The 19377-nt window shown below is 43.6% G+C and carries 13 protein-coding genes; 4 read left to right on the top strand and 9 right to left on the bottom strand.

Annotation, left to right across the window (positions count from 1 at the left end):
- The first annotated feature begins 101 nt into the window (after positions 1 to 101).
- Positions 102 to 1559 carry an ATP-binding protein gene (locus QT994_RS22555; protein WP_333178397.1) on the top strand — a complete coding sequence of 486 codons (1458 nt, stop codon included), beginning with the start codon at positions 102 to 104 and terminating at the stop codon, positions 1557 to 1559.
- Positions 1560 to 2191: 632 nt separating this feature from the next.
- Complete coding sequence (gene vap15, locus QT994_RS22550; RefSeq protein ID WP_333178394.1) at positions 2192 to 2428, top strand: type II toxin-antitoxin system VapB15 family antitoxin; 237 nt, start codon at positions 2192 to 2194, stop codon at positions 2426 to 2428.
- 31 nt (positions 2429 to 2459) lie between these two features.
- Here the strand turns inward: vap15 and vapC are convergent, their stop codons facing one another.
- The 5 genes from vapC to QT994_RS22525 all read right to left on the bottom strand — a co-directional run bounded on the left by vapC (position 2460) and on the right by QT994_RS22525 (position 6866).
- Positions 2460 to 2864 (bottom strand): type II toxin-antitoxin system VapC family toxin, encoded by a 405-nt coding sequence (gene vapC, locus QT994_RS22545; RefSeq protein ID WP_190741503.1) that lies wholly within the window; start codon positions 2862 to 2864, stop codon positions 2460 to 2462.
- The gene (locus QT994_RS22540; RefSeq protein ID WP_006633402.1) at positions 2851 to 3063 is read right to left on the bottom strand and encodes a type II toxin-antitoxin system VapB family antitoxin; all 213 of its coding nucleotides are present in this window, start codon (positions 3061 to 3063) and stop codon (positions 2851 to 2853) included. The genes vapC and QT994_RS22540 overlap by 14 nt, the downstream gene beginning before the upstream one ends.
- Positions 3064 to 3292: 229 nt before the next feature.
- Positions 3293 to 5086, bottom strand: coding sequence for an aspartate--tRNA ligase (gene aspS, locus QT994_RS22535; protein ID WP_333178389.1), 1794 nt, complete (start codon positions 5084 to 5086; stop codon positions 3293 to 3295).
- A gap of 163 nt (positions 5087 to 5249) precedes the next feature.
- Complete coding sequence (locus tag QT994_RS22530) at positions 5250 to 5855, bottom strand: hypothetical protein (RefSeq protein WP_333178387.1); 606 nt, start codon at positions 5853 to 5855, stop codon at positions 5250 to 5252.
- Positions 5856 to 6236: 381 nt separating this feature from the next.
- Entirely contained in the window at positions 6237 to 6866 is a 630-nt protein-coding gene (locus QT994_RS22525; RefSeq protein ID WP_333178384.1) for a macro domain-containing protein, read from the bottom strand.
- 129 nt (positions 6867 to 6995) lie between these two features.
- On the opposite strand from QT994_RS22525, the gene crcB reads away from it, so the two are divergent.
- On the top strand, positions 6996 to 7394 hold the full coding sequence (crcB, locus tag QT994_RS22520; RefSeq protein ID WP_333178381.1) for a fluoride efflux transporter CrcB: 399 nt from the start codon (positions 6996 to 6998) through the stop codon (positions 7392 to 7394).
- A 348-nt stretch (positions 7395 to 7742) separates the two neighbouring features.
- On the opposite strand, the gene QT994_RS22515 is transcribed toward crcB, so the two are convergent.
- From QT994_RS22515 to QT994_RS22500, 4 genes are all read right to left on the bottom strand, one after another.
- A complete protein-coding gene (locus QT994_RS22515) occupies positions 7743 to 8705 on the bottom strand; it encodes a diguanylate cyclase (protein WP_333178378.1) in 963 nt (320 codons plus the stop codon).
- A 10-nt stretch (positions 8706 to 8715) separates the two neighbouring features.
- Positions 8716 to 11811: a response regulator gene (locus QT994_RS22510; RefSeq protein WP_333178374.1), complete on the bottom strand. Its 3096-nt coding sequence runs from the start codon at positions 11809 to 11811 to the stop codon at positions 8716 to 8718.
- A 125-nt stretch (positions 11812 to 11936) separates the two neighbouring features.
- The gene (locus tag QT994_RS22505) at positions 11937 to 17426 is read right to left on the bottom strand and encodes a PAS domain S-box protein (RefSeq protein ID WP_333178372.1); all 5490 of its coding nucleotides are present in this window, start codon (positions 17424 to 17426) and stop codon (positions 11937 to 11939) included.
- Positions 17427 to 18954: 1528 nt separating this feature from the next.
- On the bottom strand, positions 18955 to 19086 hold the full coding sequence (locus tag QT994_RS22500) for a hypothetical protein (protein WP_333178369.1): 132 nt from the start codon (positions 19084 to 19086) through the stop codon (positions 18955 to 18957).
- A gap of 16 nt (positions 19087 to 19102) precedes the next feature.
- Here QT994_RS22500 and QT994_RS27920 point away from each other — a divergent pair, with 16 nt between their 5' ends.
- Entirely contained in the window at positions 19103 to 19300 is a 198-nt protein-coding gene (locus QT994_RS27920; protein ID WP_445243937.1) for a hypothetical protein, read from the top strand.
- Positions 19301 to 19377 lie beyond the last annotated feature (77 nt).

The following is a 19377-nucleotide window of genomic DNA, read 5'->3' as shown; positions in this document are numbered from 1 at the left end:
TTTGCTCAACAATGGCTCAAAGCCACTATTTTCCTCTTATTAAGTATTTATACTTAGCGCAAAAGTGACACGCTCCCAATGAGTTCTCCTATGCTAAACAATTGGCTGAGGAAAATGTTTTTGAATTTGAAGAAACTTCTGATAAGTTAGACAGAAAAGAATGTGCAAATATTTTAGATTATCAGCTTGCAACAACCATCTATACTGCAATGGATGAAAGCGACATAACAGAGGTTTTTGGAAGAATTAATTCCGGTGGTAAGCATTTAAGCAATCAAGAAAGACGACAAGCAGGTGTAACGACATCATTCGCAGAAGTGGTTCGTACAATTGCTATGAAGTTGCGGGGGGATGATACTCAGAAAACGCTTCGCTTATTTGATATGCCCCAGATAAGTATTGATTCCAAACGGAATAATCAGGGTTATGGGATTCAAGCAGAAGATACGTTGTGGTGCAAGCAAGGAATTCTTAGAATATCTCAACTGCGTGATAGTGAAGATGAAGATATAATAGCAGATATTGCAGCATCTATATTACTCGATCAACCTCTCCCAAGAAGCAGAGAGCAGCTAGATCGTCTGTATGATGAAGAGAGTAATGATTTCCAGTTAATAGAGAAGAATCTTGCAAGGTATGGAGCTAATAGGCTAGAAGAAGATATTGTAAAAACCTTCTCCGTTCTTGGAGAAACTATTGAAATATATAGCCAGGATAATAAGTGCTTACAAAATATCGTAAACCCAGGCATTAATAACCCAATACCGCAGGCATTTTATACAATATTCATGGCTTTTTTTGATTTGGTAATTGATTCAGAGCTTCTACCTGCTAACCCTCAAGATATTATGGAAGCACTACAAAAACTTCAGCAGAAGTTAGATCTAAGCAATCGCTATGCAGCGACAAAAGATCGTATTAATAATATTAATCAAACAAAGGGATTGATACAAAACTACTTCGTGAAGAAAGATATATCAACTCTGGGACAAGGTGCTGAGTTGATACAAGCATTCAGAAATTCTTTAAGTCGTTCTCGTATAGAAACTGCAAAGTACGAGTGCAAGCAAGGTTTGCTCGATCTGTCACCAAATAGAAAACTAAATAATGATTTGCTCCAGAGACTTGTTGAAACAATTTGCGGAATTGCAAACTCCGATCCAAACACTGATGGATATATTTTCCTTGGAGTGGTCGATAAAAAGCACGACGCAGAAAAGATTCAAAATTTAGATGGGCTTCATCCTAATGAAATCAATGGTAGATATGTTGTAGGAATTGATAGAGAAGCTAGGGTTTTAGATAAAACACTAGAGGATTATGTTGGGATATTGATTAATGCAATAAAAAAATCTGATTTAACTAATCCCTTAAAGGCTCAAGTTCTCATGAAAATTGATACTATAAATTACAAGGGATACTCTGTGATTAGAATTAATGTTCCATCTCAAAAAGAGGTTTCGTTTGTAGGTGAAAAAGCTTTTATGAGGGAGGATTCTTCAACTGTAGAAGCTAAAGGACCAAAACTAATGGCTGTTTTTCAACTGTTTCAAAAGTAGTTTACGAAGACGGGGCGTGAGATGGTAGGAAATCTTGAAAAAGTAAAGCTTTGCTCTATCCCAGTTGCGTAAGTTTTGATTATGATTTACGCATTTCAACCTAATTATGAGATGCTTCCCTTATCTCAGCAGGACACATAGGCTTTGCCTAATTCCTGAGCGCCTTATCACTTCGGTACATAAGTCGATCGCACTTACAACTCCTTCATCTGCTTCTTGTCTAATTTTGCCCATTCATTAAAATCTGCAAAAGCAGAAGATTCAAAAACAATTTTTCTGATCATTGCAAATGCTGTAAATTAACTTCAACTAAATTTTGTCGCTCTTTAACATTTTCAAAAGTCTATTCTTGTTGACCTCTGATTTTCGATTATGATAATTATAGCGTTTTTAGTCTAATGACGCGGCACATAATTATAGCATAGCCACACCCCAAACCCTCAACCTCGCCCAACCAACCCAAACCAGCCTCAACGCGTTCTCTCCAACTCCTCTGCATCAACGGCAGGAAATTCGATAACTCCGAGCGCCCCGCCGATATCTACCTGAAACGGACTGTTTTAGAGACTTGAAGCCATCCTCAATCCAAAAAATTGAGATAAAATATCGACAAGCCCTAAACATAACGAACAATGACTCTAGCCAACTATCAACTTTCCATAAACTTCGAGCAAATTTTAGCCCTAGTCAAACAACTGCCCTATCCCGAAAAATTGCAGTTAAGTCAAGAGCTGGAAAAAGAAGTATTAAACAGTAAATTAACAGCTCTTTTGGAGTCATTTAGAACCGATGAACTTTCTTTAGAAACTATCACCCAAGAAGTAGAAGCAGTCCGAAGCGAAATTCATGCCAGAAAAACCAGCCATTAAAGTAATTAACTATGATTCCAAACAATATTCATTAATTGTCAGGCCGGAAGCGCAAGCAATTGAGCGATCGCACCCTCTGAATAGTTTCAAAATCGCGATCGTTATGAACTAAAATAAGTTGGTGTTCGATCGCAAGTTGGGCAATGCAGCAGTCGATACTACTTCTAACCGTTAACCCCTGTCGTTGCAAATCGTAGTAAATCCGAGCAGCCGCTACCCAAGTATTAGGCGTAGACTCGATGTAGTCTTGTTCTTGGAGATAAGTTTCTAATAGTGTCCACTCCCGTTCATCTCGGCAACCTTGCAAGAGTTCCATCTGAGTAAATCGGTTCAGAAAAATACTTTCATCATTAATTATTGCTTCCAGGGATTGGCGTACTACACCTGTCCTGTCGCGGAAAACGCTGATCCAGACTGAGGTATCAATCAGAAACATTTCGGTTTTCCCGCAAAGCTTTGTAGTCGTAGTCAGTCGAAAATTGAATTTGTCCGCTTAAATCGAGTAAATTCCGCTTTTTACGAGTGCGAATTAATTCTTGCAAAGCAAAGTCAATCAATTCTTTTTCTGTTTTGAAATTGGTTAACCGAAAGGCTTCTTTAACCAATTCTTCGTTAAGTTCAACGGTGGTTGTCATGGTTAATGGTTGATGTCATTCTCTCATTCATTATGGCATAGCCACACCCAACCCTTAACCTAACCCAACTTCCCCAGATCCTGGTTTCCCCAACTCACCGAAACCAACCTCAACCAAACTATCCAACTCCTCTGCATCAACAACACCAAACTCAAACTACCCAGATTCCCGACTTCTCAAAGAAGTCAGGAATTTACAAATGGTTAAATTGTCAAGGTGTTTTATACGCTTATGACTTCGGCGTATAAGTCGATCGCACTTGCAACTCCTTCAACTGCTTCTCATCCACCCCAGCCGGCGCATTCGTCAGCAAACAACCCGCCTGCTGCGTCTTCGGAAACGCAATCACATCGCGAATCGATTCCTCGCCAGCCAACAGCATCACCAACCGATCCAAACCGTAAGCAATGCCTCCGTGGGGCGGAGTTCCATACTCAAACGCATCCAACAAAAAGCCAAACTTATTGTAAGCTTCCTCAGTCGATAAGCCGATCGCCTCAAACACCTTTTCCTGAACATCCCGCTGATAAATCCGCAGAGAACCGCCGCCGACTTCTGTACCGTTTAACACCAAATCGTAAGCTTGAGCTCTCGCAGTTTTCAAATCATTAATATCGTCAGGATGCGGCGCAGTAAACGGGTGGTGCAAAGCTTCCAAACGCTTCTCATCAGCGTTCCATTCAAACATCGGGAAATCTGTCACCCACAGCAGATTCATCTTGTCTTTGTCAATCAATCCCAATTCGTTACCCACGAACAAACGCAATCTATCCAAAGTCTTATTGACAGTTGTCGCGTCAGCCGCAGCAAATAACAACAAATGACCTGGTTGCGCGCCCGTGCGATCGAGCAATTCCTGTTTTTGCGCTTCCGTCAAATTATCCTTAATTGCGCCGATCGTATCTATTTCGCCGTTATCCCGCACCCGGATGTAAGCCAATCCCTTCGCACCCGCTTCGCTGGCTTCCTTAAACAAATCGCCTTTCGCGCCCGGTTTAATCCGCACGTTAGAAATCGCATCATTCCCGCCCGGAATCGGCAAAACTTTCACAATTCCGCCCGCAGCAACCGCCCCGGAAAATACCTTAAATCCCGAATCTTTCATCAAATCGGAAACATCGACTAATTCCATACCGAAGCGAGTGTCCGGTTTGTCGCTACCATAGCGATCCATTGCTTCAGCGTAAGTCAAGCGCGGAAAAGGACGAGGCAATTCTATGCCTTTGACACTTTGGAAAATCTGGGAGACTAAACCTTCGTTTAATTCGATAACTTCTTCTAAAGACATGAAACTCATTTCCATGTCTAATTGTGTGAATTCCGGCTGTCTGTCGGCGCGCAAATCTTCATCGCGGAAACAGCGGGCAATTTGATAATATCTGTCCAAACCCGAAACCATTAACAATTGTTTGAACAACTGCGGCGACTGCGGCAAAGCGTACCATTCGCCCAAATTGACGCGGCTGGGCACTAAATAATCTCTCGCACCTTCAGGAGTCGATCGCGTTAAAATCGGTGTTTCAACTTCAATAAAACCTCCCACATCTTCCAGGTGGCGACGCATAGCTTTGACAACTTGGTGGCGAAGCTGCAAATTGCGACTCATACGATCGCGCCGCAAGTCCAAATAGCGATATTTCAGCCGCAAATCTTCCCGCACGCTTTCATTTTCCGCCGTCGCCACCTGAAACGGTAACTGTTTGCGAACCGCATTCAACAACTCAATTTCGTCAGCGTAAATTTCTACTTCACCCGTAGGCAATTTCGGGTTGAGAGACTCTTCGGGGCGGCCGGTGACTCGCCCAGTAATTTTAACCACGTATTCGCTGCGTAAAGCCTCAGCCCCGTGATAGGAATCGGGGGTGCGTTCAGGATCGCTGACAATTTGCACAATACCCGATCGATCGCGCACATCCAGAAAAATCACCCCGCCATGATCGCGGCGGCGATCCACCCAGCCGTAAAGGGTGACAGTCTCTCCGATGTGTTCGCTTCGCAGTTCGCCGCAGTAGTAACTTCTCATAATTGGGGGTTGTGGACTAAAAATAAAGCTTTTTAATTATGCAGTATGCCTGAAACTTCTGCTGAATGCAAATGCACGCACGATCGGCATTAGCTTTGGAATTAATTCCAAAGCTAACTACCCTAACAACCCCCTGGGAGTTCCCAACCCCCGGCTGGCCCTTCTAGGAATCCCCGCGATCGCTGTGAGACTTGTCAAAAAACGCCGTCAGTGCTGTCCATGCAGACTTAGCCGCATCCGTCAAGCGAGTGCCGATCGACTCAATTTGCCTCACAATAACGTGCCAATTCTTTTCAGCTTCCGTGTGAATGTGGTCAACAGCTTGTTCGATGCGATCGCGTTCGATCAATTTATTTTGTTCCACCGCTTCTCGCGCTTGTCGCACTGCTTTCAAATAAGCTTCGCGACTGACTTCGCCGGCATCTTGCACCTGCGCTTGCGCCCGCGTTTTAATCGCATCCACCACCAGCCAATTTTTCTCAGATTCTTTTTTAATCAACCTGACTGCTGCTGTGACTCTCTCGTGGGCGAGATCCTTATTTTCTTCGATCGCCCCGGAGGCCTTATTGACAGCTTTTAAATAAGCTTCGCGGGTGAGTTCGCCCGCTGCTTGCACTTCGGCGGTGGCGCGTTTTTTAATTGCTTCAAACAGCGCCGCAGTTTCTGCGATCGCCTCCTCAGTCGCATCGGGCATCTCTTTTTTGACGATCGCCGTCGTTTCGAGAGTTGCCTCTAAAATTGGTTCTTCGGTTACTTTTGGATCTGTCATCTCAATCTTCTCCTGTGGTAGTAAACATTTTCAACAAATCTCACATTCCCTGGATGCAGACTTTGTAGGTGTAGCGCCAGAACGAATTGTGGTCTTTAATACAAACTTTGTAGGTGTAGCCCCAGAACAAATTCTGGCATTTAATAACAACTAGGCAATTCTTGTTCCAGCTTTATCCACTTTTGTATCCGCGCTTACCTAGTTGGAATGACCTCAGTTCTCTTACATTATATCTACCCAAGTTGCTCTAGTGTGTAGGATACCGCCAACTTGCAGGTACGGTTTAGCGCACTTAAATTTGTGATAAGTCTCTATACCTAAAACAACACACACCAATAAACTTGGTCTCTCAACACAATAAAACTGCCAAATTTAAGAGTTTTAATTTTCCACTTGCAAATTTTCGCTCTCGTCCGTATATAACAAGTGGTGACATCTTTGAGCGTTCAGTAAAGATTGAGGAAATTCGTACTTAGATAAGAGGATCTCTTCGAGCGCAACTTTCATTTGATTGGCGCAGATATGTGGCGGTACTTTGCCCATTCCCGTACCCATGCCGGGAATAGCGATAGTTTCAATGATATGTTTGACTGGTGTTCCATCTGGGACTGAGCCAAATTTTACCAGAGTCAAAATAGCGCGGGTTGCTAGATAAACATTTACTGTTTCTCTTAAAACTGTGGGAACTCGCATAATTGGTGCAGCTATTAAATAGGGAATTTCAGCATGATCGGTGTCTAAAACTTCTGCCATTCCTACTAATAGTTCACCGTGATGTCGAGCCTGAATTAGTTTTTGCAAGCGTTGAAGAACCTGCCCTCCAAAATATTCCGAAATTTCTAAATCTAAGCCGTAGTCCATGAAACCAAAACTATTCCCCGGACTAACAATAGCATCGCATTTCACCTCAAATATTGAACCGCGATGTATCTTTACATTTTCCATACTGCCGCAAGTGCTTTGCCACGCTCTAACTAAGTCATCGTCTAAGGTAGCCAGCACAATTTGCATAAATACTCTCTCTTAATTTTAATTACCAACAGCAAAAACGATGGCAATTTTCATAATACAATACTTTTGATCACTCCGCTAAATACAAAATTACTCTAAAATTTTTAGTAGAAAATCTCAAATTGTTTTATGCTACAAGACCATAATTTTCAAGTTCCGATCGCAATTAGTTTAGGTGCTGTTGCCGGCGCTTTGAGTCGCTATTATATCACATTGTGGTTTGCCGGCCGTTTTAACACCGCTTTTCCCTACGCAACGTTTTTGATTAACATCACCGGTTGCTTGGGGATGGGATTTTTTATCACCCTAGCATCGGAACGGGTGCTGACTATTCCTGTAGAGGTACGGTTAATGGTAACCACCGGCTTTTTGGGAGCTTATACTACTTTTTCAACTTACGGTTTAGAGACAAATGCCTTGTGGCGCGATCGCTCTTACAGCATCGCCACTTTTTACTGGGCCGGCAGTGCCATACTAGGAGTAATTGCAGTTCAGCTAGGCATCATTCTAGCACGAATTGGCAAATAGATAAAATCGGTTTGTGCAAATAATACCAGTTAAAAAAAAAGAATGAAACTGTAGGCAAACTCCCCACCCATACAGCATCAGTCTGTCGATTTTATATCGAGGTTGTGGACAATACCGACGACATCTTTCTATCACACCCTTAACCTAATACAGCGAGACCTTTTAACCAGGTGGCCACCCTGTCACGTTTAGGTGTGATGATTTGTACTGCATGGTGTTTGGCCGCTGAGGGGCTAAAGTCTTCAAGCTGTTTCCCTATCTTGTTTTCTGTTTACTCTTTCTCGGTTAAATTTATATTTAAAAAATAATGCTTCTTGCGAGCAGATATCCCTATTATCAAAAGAACAGTTAACGATTTAAACAGCGTTTGGTGCGTTTATTCTCGTACATGAGTTTGTCAGCCTTTGCCAGCAATTGTTCTAATGAAACTTCATTATTTAAATCCCTAAACTGCACACCAAGACTTATTGATATATAAACTCGCTCGGACTGTTGATTAAAGGAATCTATATTTTCTTGCAGCCGAGCATGGAAATTAGTAGATGAATCACCAGAAAAATTAGTAATAAATAAAGCAAATTCATCTCCTCCCAGTCGAGCTACAATATCCGCATCACGAAAGGTTTGCTTCAATATTTGAGCTGCATCAAATATTACTCTGTCTCCCATTTCGTGACCGAAAGTATCGTTAATTTTTTTCAAACCATCTAAGTCAGCGAACAAAATAAAATAGGATGTTTCCGTGCGTCGAGCAATTTTTAATTGTTGATTGCCGAGTAAAAAGAAGCCCCGTCGGTTATATAATCCAGTTAATTCATCGGTCACAGATAGCTGCCTTACTTCTGCTTCTGCTCTCAGACGTTCTTGGATTTCGTGTTCTAAACGTTGATTTTGTTCGAGAAGTTGTTGGCGTTGCTGTTGGATGAGTAATTGATTTTTTACTCGCATCAGCACTTCCTGTTCTTGAAAGGGCTTGGTAATATAGTCTACACCACCCAGTTCAAAGGCTCGTACCTTGTTTTCCAGTCGTTCAAGCGCACTGATAAAAATAACCGGGATCTGAGCACTCGCTTCCGATTCTTTTAACTTTTGGCAGACTTCGTACCCATTCATCTCCGGCATATTGATGTCAAGTAAAATCAGAGCAGGTGGCTCGCGATGAATACCTTGGAGTGCCATTCTGCCGTTGAGGGCTTTACGCACAATATAGCCCTGTGACTCTAGAATTTTGGCTAACAACCGCAGATTGTCAGGGTTATCGTCCACGATGAGAATATTGGTTTGGGCCGCAAGTTTGAATAGAGTTGTCATGGTCTTCTTCCTAAATCCGGGTGAGAGTTGCGATCGCTTCAAGCTGAAAGTTATCGACCAGAGATGTCATCGCCGCGATGAAATCTTGTTTCTCCTTGGGAATTTGAGCAATAAGTTCATAAAGCTTATTATCACTAAGATCAAGTGCTGCTTCATGAACTTCTGTAATCCACTTGGTGGGCATGGTTTTCAAGTCGGGAGTAAATATCTTTGGTGGCGAAGCTGATGAGTCTCGCGGAACTTTTTCGGCATAGCAGTAGCGCACACCCAAGTGATGAGCTATTTTGTCGAAAAGTGTCTCTTCAGTAAACGGCTTGGCAATGTAGTCATCGCAACCCACTAGCAGGCTGGCGGTGCGATCGTCTTCAAAAGCATAGGCAGTTAGGGCAATGATGCGTGTAATTTGTCTGTTGTCCTGTGACATTTGCCCTGAGTTATCTGCTGATGACTCCTGACTAATTACTAATGACTGTTGTGCTCGAATCTGTCTCGTCGCTTCATAACCATCCATGACAGGCATTTGAATGTCCATCAAAATCAGGTCAGGGTGCCATGTTTGCCAATGATCGATCGCCTCTGCCCCATTTTCCACGGCACACACATCAAACCCAACTGACTTCAGCAGTGTCACCAGCAGTTGCCGATTTTCTTGAACGTCTTCTGCTACTAGAATTCGGGAGATAGGTTGCCCCGGTTCGAGTCCGATAATCCGATCGCTAATTTCAGGTTCCTCTAAATCAACGGACTCTGGTAGTTCCAAAACGACTTGGCAGGTAAAAGTCGAGCCTCGATTCAGGGTGCTTCGCACGGTGATATCGCCTCCCATCAGACGTGCAAACTCACGACTGATAGACAATCCTAAACCTGTTCCTCGATCGTGACGACCGCGATTTGTTTGCATGAAAGCGTCAAAAATTGATTCTAAATCTGAGGGAGAAATTCCAGATCCGGTATCCTCAACTTCGAGATACAGGGTAATAGTTTGTTTAACATCGGGTTGATTAGTGGCGCGATCGCCAATTGTACCGGATGGCATATCATCTGATGAAAAAGCTCGTCCGCGCAGGGCTATGCTTCCTGTTGTTGTAAATTTGAGCGCGTTCCCCAGCAGATTAATCAAGATTTGGCGAAGTTTTGCTTGATCACCACAGACATAACGGGGGACAGTAGCATCCCACTCGCTGCTCAGATGTAACCCTTTCTCAGGCGCTTTGATGGTGAACATCTCGTTAATAGAACCTAGCAGTCGATGCAGATTAAAACAGCTTTTACTCAGTACCAATTGCCCTGCTTCAATCCTAGACATTTGCAAAACATCGTCGATCAATGTCAGCAGGTGTTCTCCACTACGGGTAATGATCCCTAAATGCTCTTGAAATTCTTCTGGGATATAGGGGCTGCGGTTCATAAGCTGGGTAAATCCCAGAATGGCGTTGAGTGGCGTTCTGAGCTCGTGGCTCATGTTGGCAAGGAACTGGCTTTTGGCACGGTTGGCTATAGCTGCCCTTTCTGCAGCGTGTTCTAGGGCAGTTTGCGAAAATTCTAACACCGCCAGCATGAGGATATGTCTCATTTCGGCGGCAGCTTCTAACTCTGCAATCTGCCACGGATAAGACATCTCCCGCACTGTCTCTTGCCACAGTTCAAAGGATTGGCGGGGACACAGGTGCATTTTTCCAATTTCGTCGATCGACACAGCCTCCTGTGGATTACCCGCCCAGTTTATGGTTTGAATTTGTTCTGGTCGGAACCAAAGGATATGGTATGACTTTTGTTTGGCGTAGGATAGGAAGATTGAGATTGCTAAAACACCGCTAGCTCGCTCTTTGAATTGCTTGGCTTGGGGATACAACTGAGACAAAGAAGCTGTTGCAAACACTCGTTCTTTGTTCTGTTGCAGCAACCACTGCACGAGTTCGTCAACCTCAGTTTCTGAGGGTGTTTTACCCACCAATGTCAGACGACCATCGAGCAGAATTGCGGCTCCCTGAGCATGAACTAAATCTAGCAATTGAGAAGCACTTTCGGTCAATACCTGTTCGATAAAATTAGAATCTCGCCGGAATGCCTGCTGAAGTTGATCCTGAATAGTTTTCGCCTGCGATCGGTAAACGTTCAATGCTCGCTCTTGCTGATGCACCAGTTCGATCGAGGCAAATTGTCCTAAAAACTCACAGGTTTTGCGAGTTTCGTAATCTACCAATCGCGGGCTGTAATGGTGACAGGCAATTAATCCCCAAAGGCGCCGATCGTCAATTAACGAAATCGTCAGTGTCCCACCAACTCCCATATTCTGCAAATATTCAATGTGGTAGGGAGATACTCCCCTTAATACACAAGCACTTAGATCCTGGGGTGTATTGGTTAGGGGATGGTTGGTGGGAATTAGGCGGGCCGGGGTGTAATTGATATTGGGAATTTGGCGCACCCAATTGCTGTAAAACAATTTGCGGGCGGGTACGGGAATATCGATCGCCGGGTAATGCAATCCCAGGTAGCTTTCTAGATAGCTTTCTTTCTCTTCAGCAATCACCACCCCATGGTCATCGGCTTCAAAGCGATAAATCATCACGCGATCGAACCCGGTGATGGCTTTTACTTCTCTAGCAATGGTTTGAGCTAAATCAGAAATACTGATCGCACTGCGAAAGTTGAGGATAACTGTTTGCAGACGCTGATAAAAATCGATTGAATGATTATTTTCAAGAGTCAATTGGGGTTCGAGTTCCAGAATCAACTCATCTGGTAGCTGATGCAGTGTGCTTCTAAATGTTTGAATTTTGCCGTCTTTGAGAGGTATTTTTATATCAAAAATATTATGAATGTTGAGTTGTTCTTGATTTAGATACCTGACAATTTCTTGTACTTGAGCGTGACCCCATAAGCTTGGCAATGGCTGACCTAGCAATTCTTCAGCAGAAATGCCAAAAAACTGTTCTACATTTTCGCTAGCTTGTAAAATATTGAGGCTGTTTCCTTGCAGCAACAAAACGATTCCGTGGGGCTGAATATGACCGGGAGCATACACGGATTCTTCGCTGCATTCCTCTAAACTTGTTAAAGTGAAAGAAGTAATCTGGGAGAAGTTTGTAATTTTATGAGGCATTTTAGAGCAGGAATTTTCAATAAATTTAAGGAGGTTTTGTTCCAGAATTACAACTAACTAGAGTGTATTCTTGTTGGCTGTTCCTAATTCTTTAGTCCTAATCAAACGTTTAACTGCACAACAGCTTATAAATCCAATGGAGGAATTCCACTTGGGAAATTACCTCGAATTAGATGAATGATTTTCTCAAATTGATACTGGTTGGCGAGTTCCGTCAGATGAGTACCGAATTGAGTGAGTTCTGATGAAAGTTGAGCTACCAGTTCAACGATCGCAACATCATCCCCACATAAAGCAGCATCTTCCAATTCAACCACCCATTCTTTTGATAACGTCGCCAGAAGCGTTGGATCGAGGGAATCTGGAACCCCAGGGGCAACAGAACAGAAGTAAGAAGGAAAACAATCTGTTCCCCGTTCCCCCTTTTCTGTTTCCTCTTCCTCATATACATACTCTAAACCTAGGTATTCCGCCATCTTAAGAAATAGGGTCTGTTCCCGGAAGGGCTTGCTGATGTAGTCGTTGCAGCCAGCAGCCAAGGCGAGGGCGCGATCGCTCTGGGAAGCCTGGGCCGTAAGTGCAATAATGATACTGTTCTGTCCGTCTTCCATTGCCCGAATTTGCTTCGTAGCTTCGTATCCATCTAACACGGGCATCCGAACGTCCATCCAGATTAGGTCTGGTTGCCATTCTTGCCAAATCTGCACCGCTTCCTGTCCGTTGGTAGCTTCTTTTACCTCTAATCCTAATTGTGTCAGTAATCTGACCATTAGCAAGCGATTTTCTGCTTGATCGTCAACCACCAAAATGCGATGATCCCCTTGACCGGGAGCCAGCCCAATCACGAGGCGATTATTCTCTTCTGGTGTAACATTAACTCGACTGATGGGGCTGACGGGAAGGGTAAAGTTGAAGGTACTCCCCTCTCCCAGAGTGCTGCTGACAGAAATCTCTCCGCCCATGAGTTCCAACAATTTGCGGCTAATGGTTAGACCTAGCCCAGTACCGCTGGTCGATCGCTTCCCAGCTTGGGCTTGCACAAACGCATCGAAGATAGTATCGAGTTCGACCGATGCCATCCCTACACCTGTGTCAGCGACTAAAAACTGGAGAATCGGCCGAGTTGTGGTTAATGTCCCTGTACCGTCCGCCTTAATACTAACTTGCAAACTAATGCTTCCGCGATGGGTAAATTTGATGGCATTACTCAGCAGATTCAGCAAAACCTGGCGCAGTTTTTGAGCATCGGCAAGAATAAATTGGGGAACTTCTGGCGCAATCTCCAAACAAAGGTCAAGTCCTTTAGAACTTGCTCGTTCCGCCAACATATTTCGGAGGGAATGCAGCAGCGAAATTAAGTCAAATCCGCTCTCTTCAACTGTGAAGTTTCCCGATTCTATTTTCGAGAGATCCAACACATCGTTAATCAAACTCAAGAGGTGATCCCCACTCCGTCGAATTATTTGCAGGTCTTCTTTTTGGTTGGAAGTTAGGGAGGGGTCATGGGCCATTACCTGGGCAAATCCTAGAATTACGTTGAGGGGAGTGCGTAATTCATGGCTCATATTAGCTAGGAAGGTACTTTTTGCCAAGTTCGCTGCTTCTGCTGCTTCCATTGCGTGCTGCAGTGCCAGTTCTTTACGTTTGCGATCGCTGATGTCTTTGTGTGTTCCAATCATCCGTAAAGGCTTACCATCTTCATCGTAGGCAACGACTTTCGCGTAGTTAGCGATCCACTTCCACTCACCTGACTTGCAACGCACACGATAGTCAAAGGCATATTTGAGAGAGCTATTTTGCAAGTTACTATTGAGATCCTCAAAAACCCAGAATTTATCATCAGGGTGAATCATCTGTGCCCAGACGTTCACATCCATCACCAACTCACCGGGCTTGTAGCCCAGCATCTCCTGGTAGTAGGAATTAATGTAAACTTCTCCAGTTTCAATTTTCCAATCCCATAGTCCATCTCCAGAGGCTTCTAGTGCCAGCATTAAACGTTCCTCACTCAGTTGTAAAGCGGTTTCCGCTTGATGTTGTCGCGTCACATCGATCGCCACACCACCTACTAGCATTTGTCCAGATAAGTCGGGGATGAGAAATTTGTAAACCAGAAACTCACCCAGGGTTCCATCTCGACGGGACGCAATCTCAATTGTTTCCATTAGCTCGTTGGTTTGAGCAACTGTTTGGATATTATCTAGAAATTGTTGGGCGATGGCGGCGGGGTAAAGTTCAAAAATGGATTTTCCAATCACATTGTCAGTGGGTAGCTCGAAGGTATTAAGATAAGTCTGGCTGGCATAGAGCATTACACCATTTTCATCGGTAATCCAGGCAGGGGCAGGGCTGTGATTCATGAAGGCTTGGAAGCGAGTTTCACTCTCTCGGAGTGCCTGTTCTGCTTGTTGGCGTTCCGCTTCGTTGCGTTTGCGATCGCTAATATCCCGGCCGATACAGAAGTGCATCATCTCATTTTCTAATTCCACCCTGTTCCAGCTAATTTCCACGTCATATACAGAACCATCCTTGCGGCGATGTCGCGTCTCAAACAGCGGAATAACCTCCTCTCTCTGGAGCATAAGTTGTAGTTCTTCCCTCGTCCATTCAGCATCCCAATCAAACACACTCAGATTTAGGGTTTCTTCTAGGGTGTAGCCCAGCATTTTAGCAAAACTGGGGCTAGCTTGGACAACTTTTCCGACGCAATCCATGACCACAACACCGTCCAGGGAAGTGTTGAAGAAGGTTTTACTCCGCAGGAGTTCCTGTTCTAGTGCAAGTTCGGCTTTTTTGCGATCGCTAATATCTTTCATGAAGCAGTAATGCCCCACAAAATTATGCTGTTCATCATAAGTTGAAATCATCACCAATTGTGTGTAAAACACCGAACCGTCTTGACAAAGCCCTTTCGTTTCAACTTCAACTCTGCCCTCTTGCACCATCAGCCAATAAGCTGCAACGAGTTTTTCCAACTCATCGGGAGCTACGGTCTTTTCCCAGGAGAGCCCTATCATTTCTTCTGGCTGATAGCCTGTCATGTCAGCATAAGCTTTATTCACATAGAGGTAACGCCCTTGTACATCCAGTTTGGAAATTCCGGACACCGCATTTTGCATCACCTCACTCATTTCTTTATGCTCTGCTTCTGCGTGTTTGCGATCGGTGATATCTTCTGAAAAACAAAGTAGGTACTGAGGCTGATGCTGCTCGTCGTAAATGGGAATCTTCATTGTATGCAGCCAACGTTGACCCAGAGTATGACTGTCAATAATTTCTTCGAGAATATCCTCAGTTTTACCTTTCTCAAAGGCTTCTCTATCCTTTAGGTCAAAAAAGATAGCCTGTTCTATTGGGAAAAAATCATAACAGCTTTTGCCGATCGCTTGTTCGGCTGAGATGCCAAATAACCGTTCGCTGGTTTTATTCCAAAACTGGAATACGCCAAATCGTTTAGGCTGTGTGTCCTTAACAAAAACTGCAACTGGTAGATGATCTAGCAGTGCTTGTAAAAAATTGCGAGTTTTTTGAATTTCCAGCTCTACTTTTTTGCGCTTGCTAATATCAATAAACGTAACTACAACTTGTGTGAGTTGACCGTTGTGATCGAACTCCGGGTAGGCATTAACTAATACCCAAACACAACTATCAATTTCTTTTTTAATTCCTAAAACATAATTTTTCAGGGAACTTCCAGTGGATAAAACCTGATTCACGGGATATTCCTCTAGGGACATAACGCTGCCATCTTCCCGCACAAAATGCCAGGCCGGAGATATCGCGGTTTTTCCCAGCATTTGATCCATTGAAAGCCCTAGTAATTCACCTGCTTTTTCATTACATAATTGGATGCTGGTATCTGTCGCATGAATCACAAAACCCGCATTTAAGTTAGCGATCAATTGCCGATATCTGGCTTCGCTGACCTGTAAATCAAATTCAGCTTGCTTGCGCTCGGTAATGTCGGTGTGAGAGCCAGCCATCCGAATTACGTTACCTGCATCATCCCAAAGCGCCTGACCGCGATCGAACATCCATTTGTAGGAACCATCTTTGCAGCGAATGCGATGTTCTGTGATATAGAAAGGAGTTTTCTTGGCAAAATGGTCTTGAACGGCTTGCATCACCCATCCCAAATCATCGGGATGTACCAGATTAGCCCATGCGTCTACAGTGTTTTGGATTTCGTGGTCTTCATAGCCCAGGATTTCCTTCGAGCGACTAGACAAGAATATCTCGTTGGTTTGAACATTCCAATCCCAAATGCCGTCATTATTCCCGCGTACAGACAGTTCCCAGCGTTCTTCACTTTGACGTAGTGCTGCTTCTGCTTGTTTGCGGTCAGCAATATTTCGGGCAATCTTTGAGGCTCCAATTATATTCCCTGTTTCGTCTTTAATGGGGGAGACACTCATCGATACATCGATTAATGTTCCATCTTTCCTCAGCCTCTTTGTATCGTAGTGTTTGATGCGTTCTCCTCGCTGGATTTGGGTGAGAATTTGGTTTTCCTCATCTCGATAGTCTGCGGGAATCAGTTTTCTCCCTGATTGCCCTACTATTTCGGCCGCTGTATAGCCAAAAATTTTTTCTGCTCCTACATTCCAACTTGTAACTACACCCTCTAAATCTTTGCTGATAATGGCATCTTCGGAATATTCAACGATCGCAGCTAGTCGAGCGATCGCAATTTCTGCCTGTTGCCGCTGGTGAATTTCCCATTGCCACTGGCGATTTGCTTTTTTGAATTTATCGACTTCGCGATAACTAACTTGTGCTAGATACACGACTAATATAAGCAACCCGACTAAAATTAAGCCACCACTTAACACAACTATTGGTAAATAAAAATCACCATTTTTTATTAACTCTAAAGTTGGATAAACATCTATTCGCCAGTCTACACTGTAGGCTTTCACTACAACTGTTTTAGGTTGTAAGTTGTGAGATAAAATCTCTTGACCGTAGATCAAATCGGTGCCAGCATAGATAGCCACCTTGTACCCATGTGGCACTTTTAAAATACTGTCAAATAGACTTTGAAAAGGAAAAATTCCGACAATAAACCCATCAAATCGTTCACCTACAAATAAAGGAAAACTTGCTAGAAATCCTTGACCCCCTTGAACAAGTGAAATATTGCGACTTAAGATAGGTTGACGCAAATCACGAGCTACTTGCAAAGTGATTTTGCGAGGCAGTTCCCGATTAAAATCTAAGTTTTGCGCTGCCTCATTCCCAGCCCGCGGCACAACCGATCGCACTTTAAAGGATGGATCGACTAATGCGATCGCCTGATAACCGTAGAAATCCTTTACATAAGCATCAGCATCGGCTTCCCAAAGAGCCTTTGGTGTACCGCCATTGGCTTGCCAGCGATCAGCCATTTGCCGGAGTGTCAGCACCCGAATTGATAATCCTTCGCTCAGTTGTGACTGAATCGCACTGGCTTGCTGCTGAATTAACTGCTCGATGTGAATTTGTCCATTGATGGTTAGCTGTTGCCACGTAAGTAAAACAGCAAGAGCAGCCAGCACACCAAGCAAAAGAGGTAGCAATCGTTTAAGTGGTGTTTGGTCTAAACTTATAATTACTTTGCGTCGAGGGATTACCATAAATTAAGCGATAGATGAATAGAGGTGTCTTCACTTTTTTGGGCTATAATTGGGTAATTTAATTATGCAAGAAAACGAAGTTTTTAGCCTAAAAACCTGTTAGCGATAAGGCCCTCTCTAAACTTTATACCCTAAGTTGATCTGTTAAATTCCATCGGTAAAGAATGTTGTTCCTTCACCCCTAGCCCTTCAACTAGATTTATAGAAGGCTATGACCCACCTCTGTTCAGATTATAAATAGGTATTGTTTGCCAACATTGACGACAAAACCAGTAGAGTTGGCGATCGCAAACTTGATGCAGCATTTGATTCGAGCAGCCGGGGCAGTGTGTCATAAAGACCTATTTTTTAACTAAAGGGTATTTCACTCTTGTTGCAAAGTGCTGTAAGCTCGCTTGAAGCAACCATAACCCAACTCTAGAAAAAAATAAAGATTTGGTAAAGAATATAAAACGGTTAAGGAAAAGATACAAGTTTAAACATTCCGTAATAAAATTAAGATCGCAGAAAATTTTTATCCGACAATACGCACCTTGTAATGTCCCATCTGGTTTGTTATAATTCTACACTATTCAGATGCAGCTTTTGAGACCCATTCCTACATAAAATGGTTTTCCTGTGCCCTGTTCCTTGATTTATCGGAGAGTCTAAATCACAGCCCAATACATTGGCAGTTTGAACAGGAACCATAGCTGGAGCGAGGGGGTTCACTATCACTGATGGTAGGTAATATTGACAGTTTTAATTAATGGTTGACTAGAGCAAGGTAATAAGTTGTTAAACCAATTATGGCCCAAAACTTCTTGGGATATTCTCAATGAAAGCAGCCAAGCTAGAAATTGAAGTTGGGAGCTAGGAGGAAAGAGGAAGAAGAAGGAACGAGGAAGAAGTGTTTTTACAGATATGAGAGGCTCCCCACTTCTTTGTGTGTATAACCCGTAAAGGTGAATAAGAAAGGATTTAGGTAGTTAACATTTCGTGATCAATGGCGTCGAACGATGATCAACTGCACGTTATCCAATAGCGATCGCCAGCGTAGTTATTGATGATAGCCGATCGCAGCGCAAAGCAATTGGGTGATCGAGTCGGCTTTGCGGTTTTGGCTGTGCCAGCTTTTTTGGGGCTGATATAGCAATCCTTGCAGGAGTCGTAAATTTTTTACCCCACCCCACCCCTCCTCGAACTCGCTCGCTCGGAAGTAAGAAATTGACAAATGATTTAGGATTGGTATAGTGCTGTTGGTACTTCAGCAAATTTATCTGAATCCGCGCGATTTTGAAGCAGGAGTCTTAGAAATCAAAAAAGGGCTGCCGGGGCTGTTTTGGGTTCCTTTAGATACTTTAGGGTTGATTGGGGCTGGCTATGGGATTTTTCCTTAATTGCCTTTGACGAGACGCAAAAACGGAGACAAGCCCCGGCTCCTGTTGTGGAGAGATAAAAATTTTAGACTCTTTTTCCCGCTCTCAGATTCATCTGTGGAGTAAATCTAAAATCTCAAATCCTTCGACTGAGCGCTCACACCGAAGTCTCAAATCTCCAATCGACTGACTTCCACAGAAGTGCGATCGCATTTGACAGCTAGATTCTTATATTTTACCCGTGGGTGATGGGGAGTGACGCGATCGCAACCCTGATTTTTGAGAGGCAAGTTCGATCGCATCGGCATCTTAACCCTGATGTTTGCAGTGATTTTTTCTTCACTGTTTGCCCCATTGGTATTGTTCGGAAATGGGCATAGGGGATTGCTAGGAATGACTTTATGGGGTATAGGTATGGGAGTCGAGGAATCGATTTTGAAAGCAGCTGCAGCTCAACTCGTGCCTGCAAACAACAGAGGTTCCGCCTATGGGGTCTTTAACACAGGCTATGGCTGATCATGATTTCTGGGCAGTTGGGCGATGATAATTTTGTACCATCGCTCAATTATTTTGCTGGTTGTATTTTCAGTTTC

The organism is Microcoleus sp. S13_B4 (genome assembly GCF_036700885.1).
Classification (GTDB): domain Bacteria; phylum Cyanobacteriota; class Cyanobacteriia; order Cyanobacteriales; family Microcoleaceae; genus Microcoleus.
This window is presented reverse-complemented; position numbering and strand designations above follow the sequence as displayed.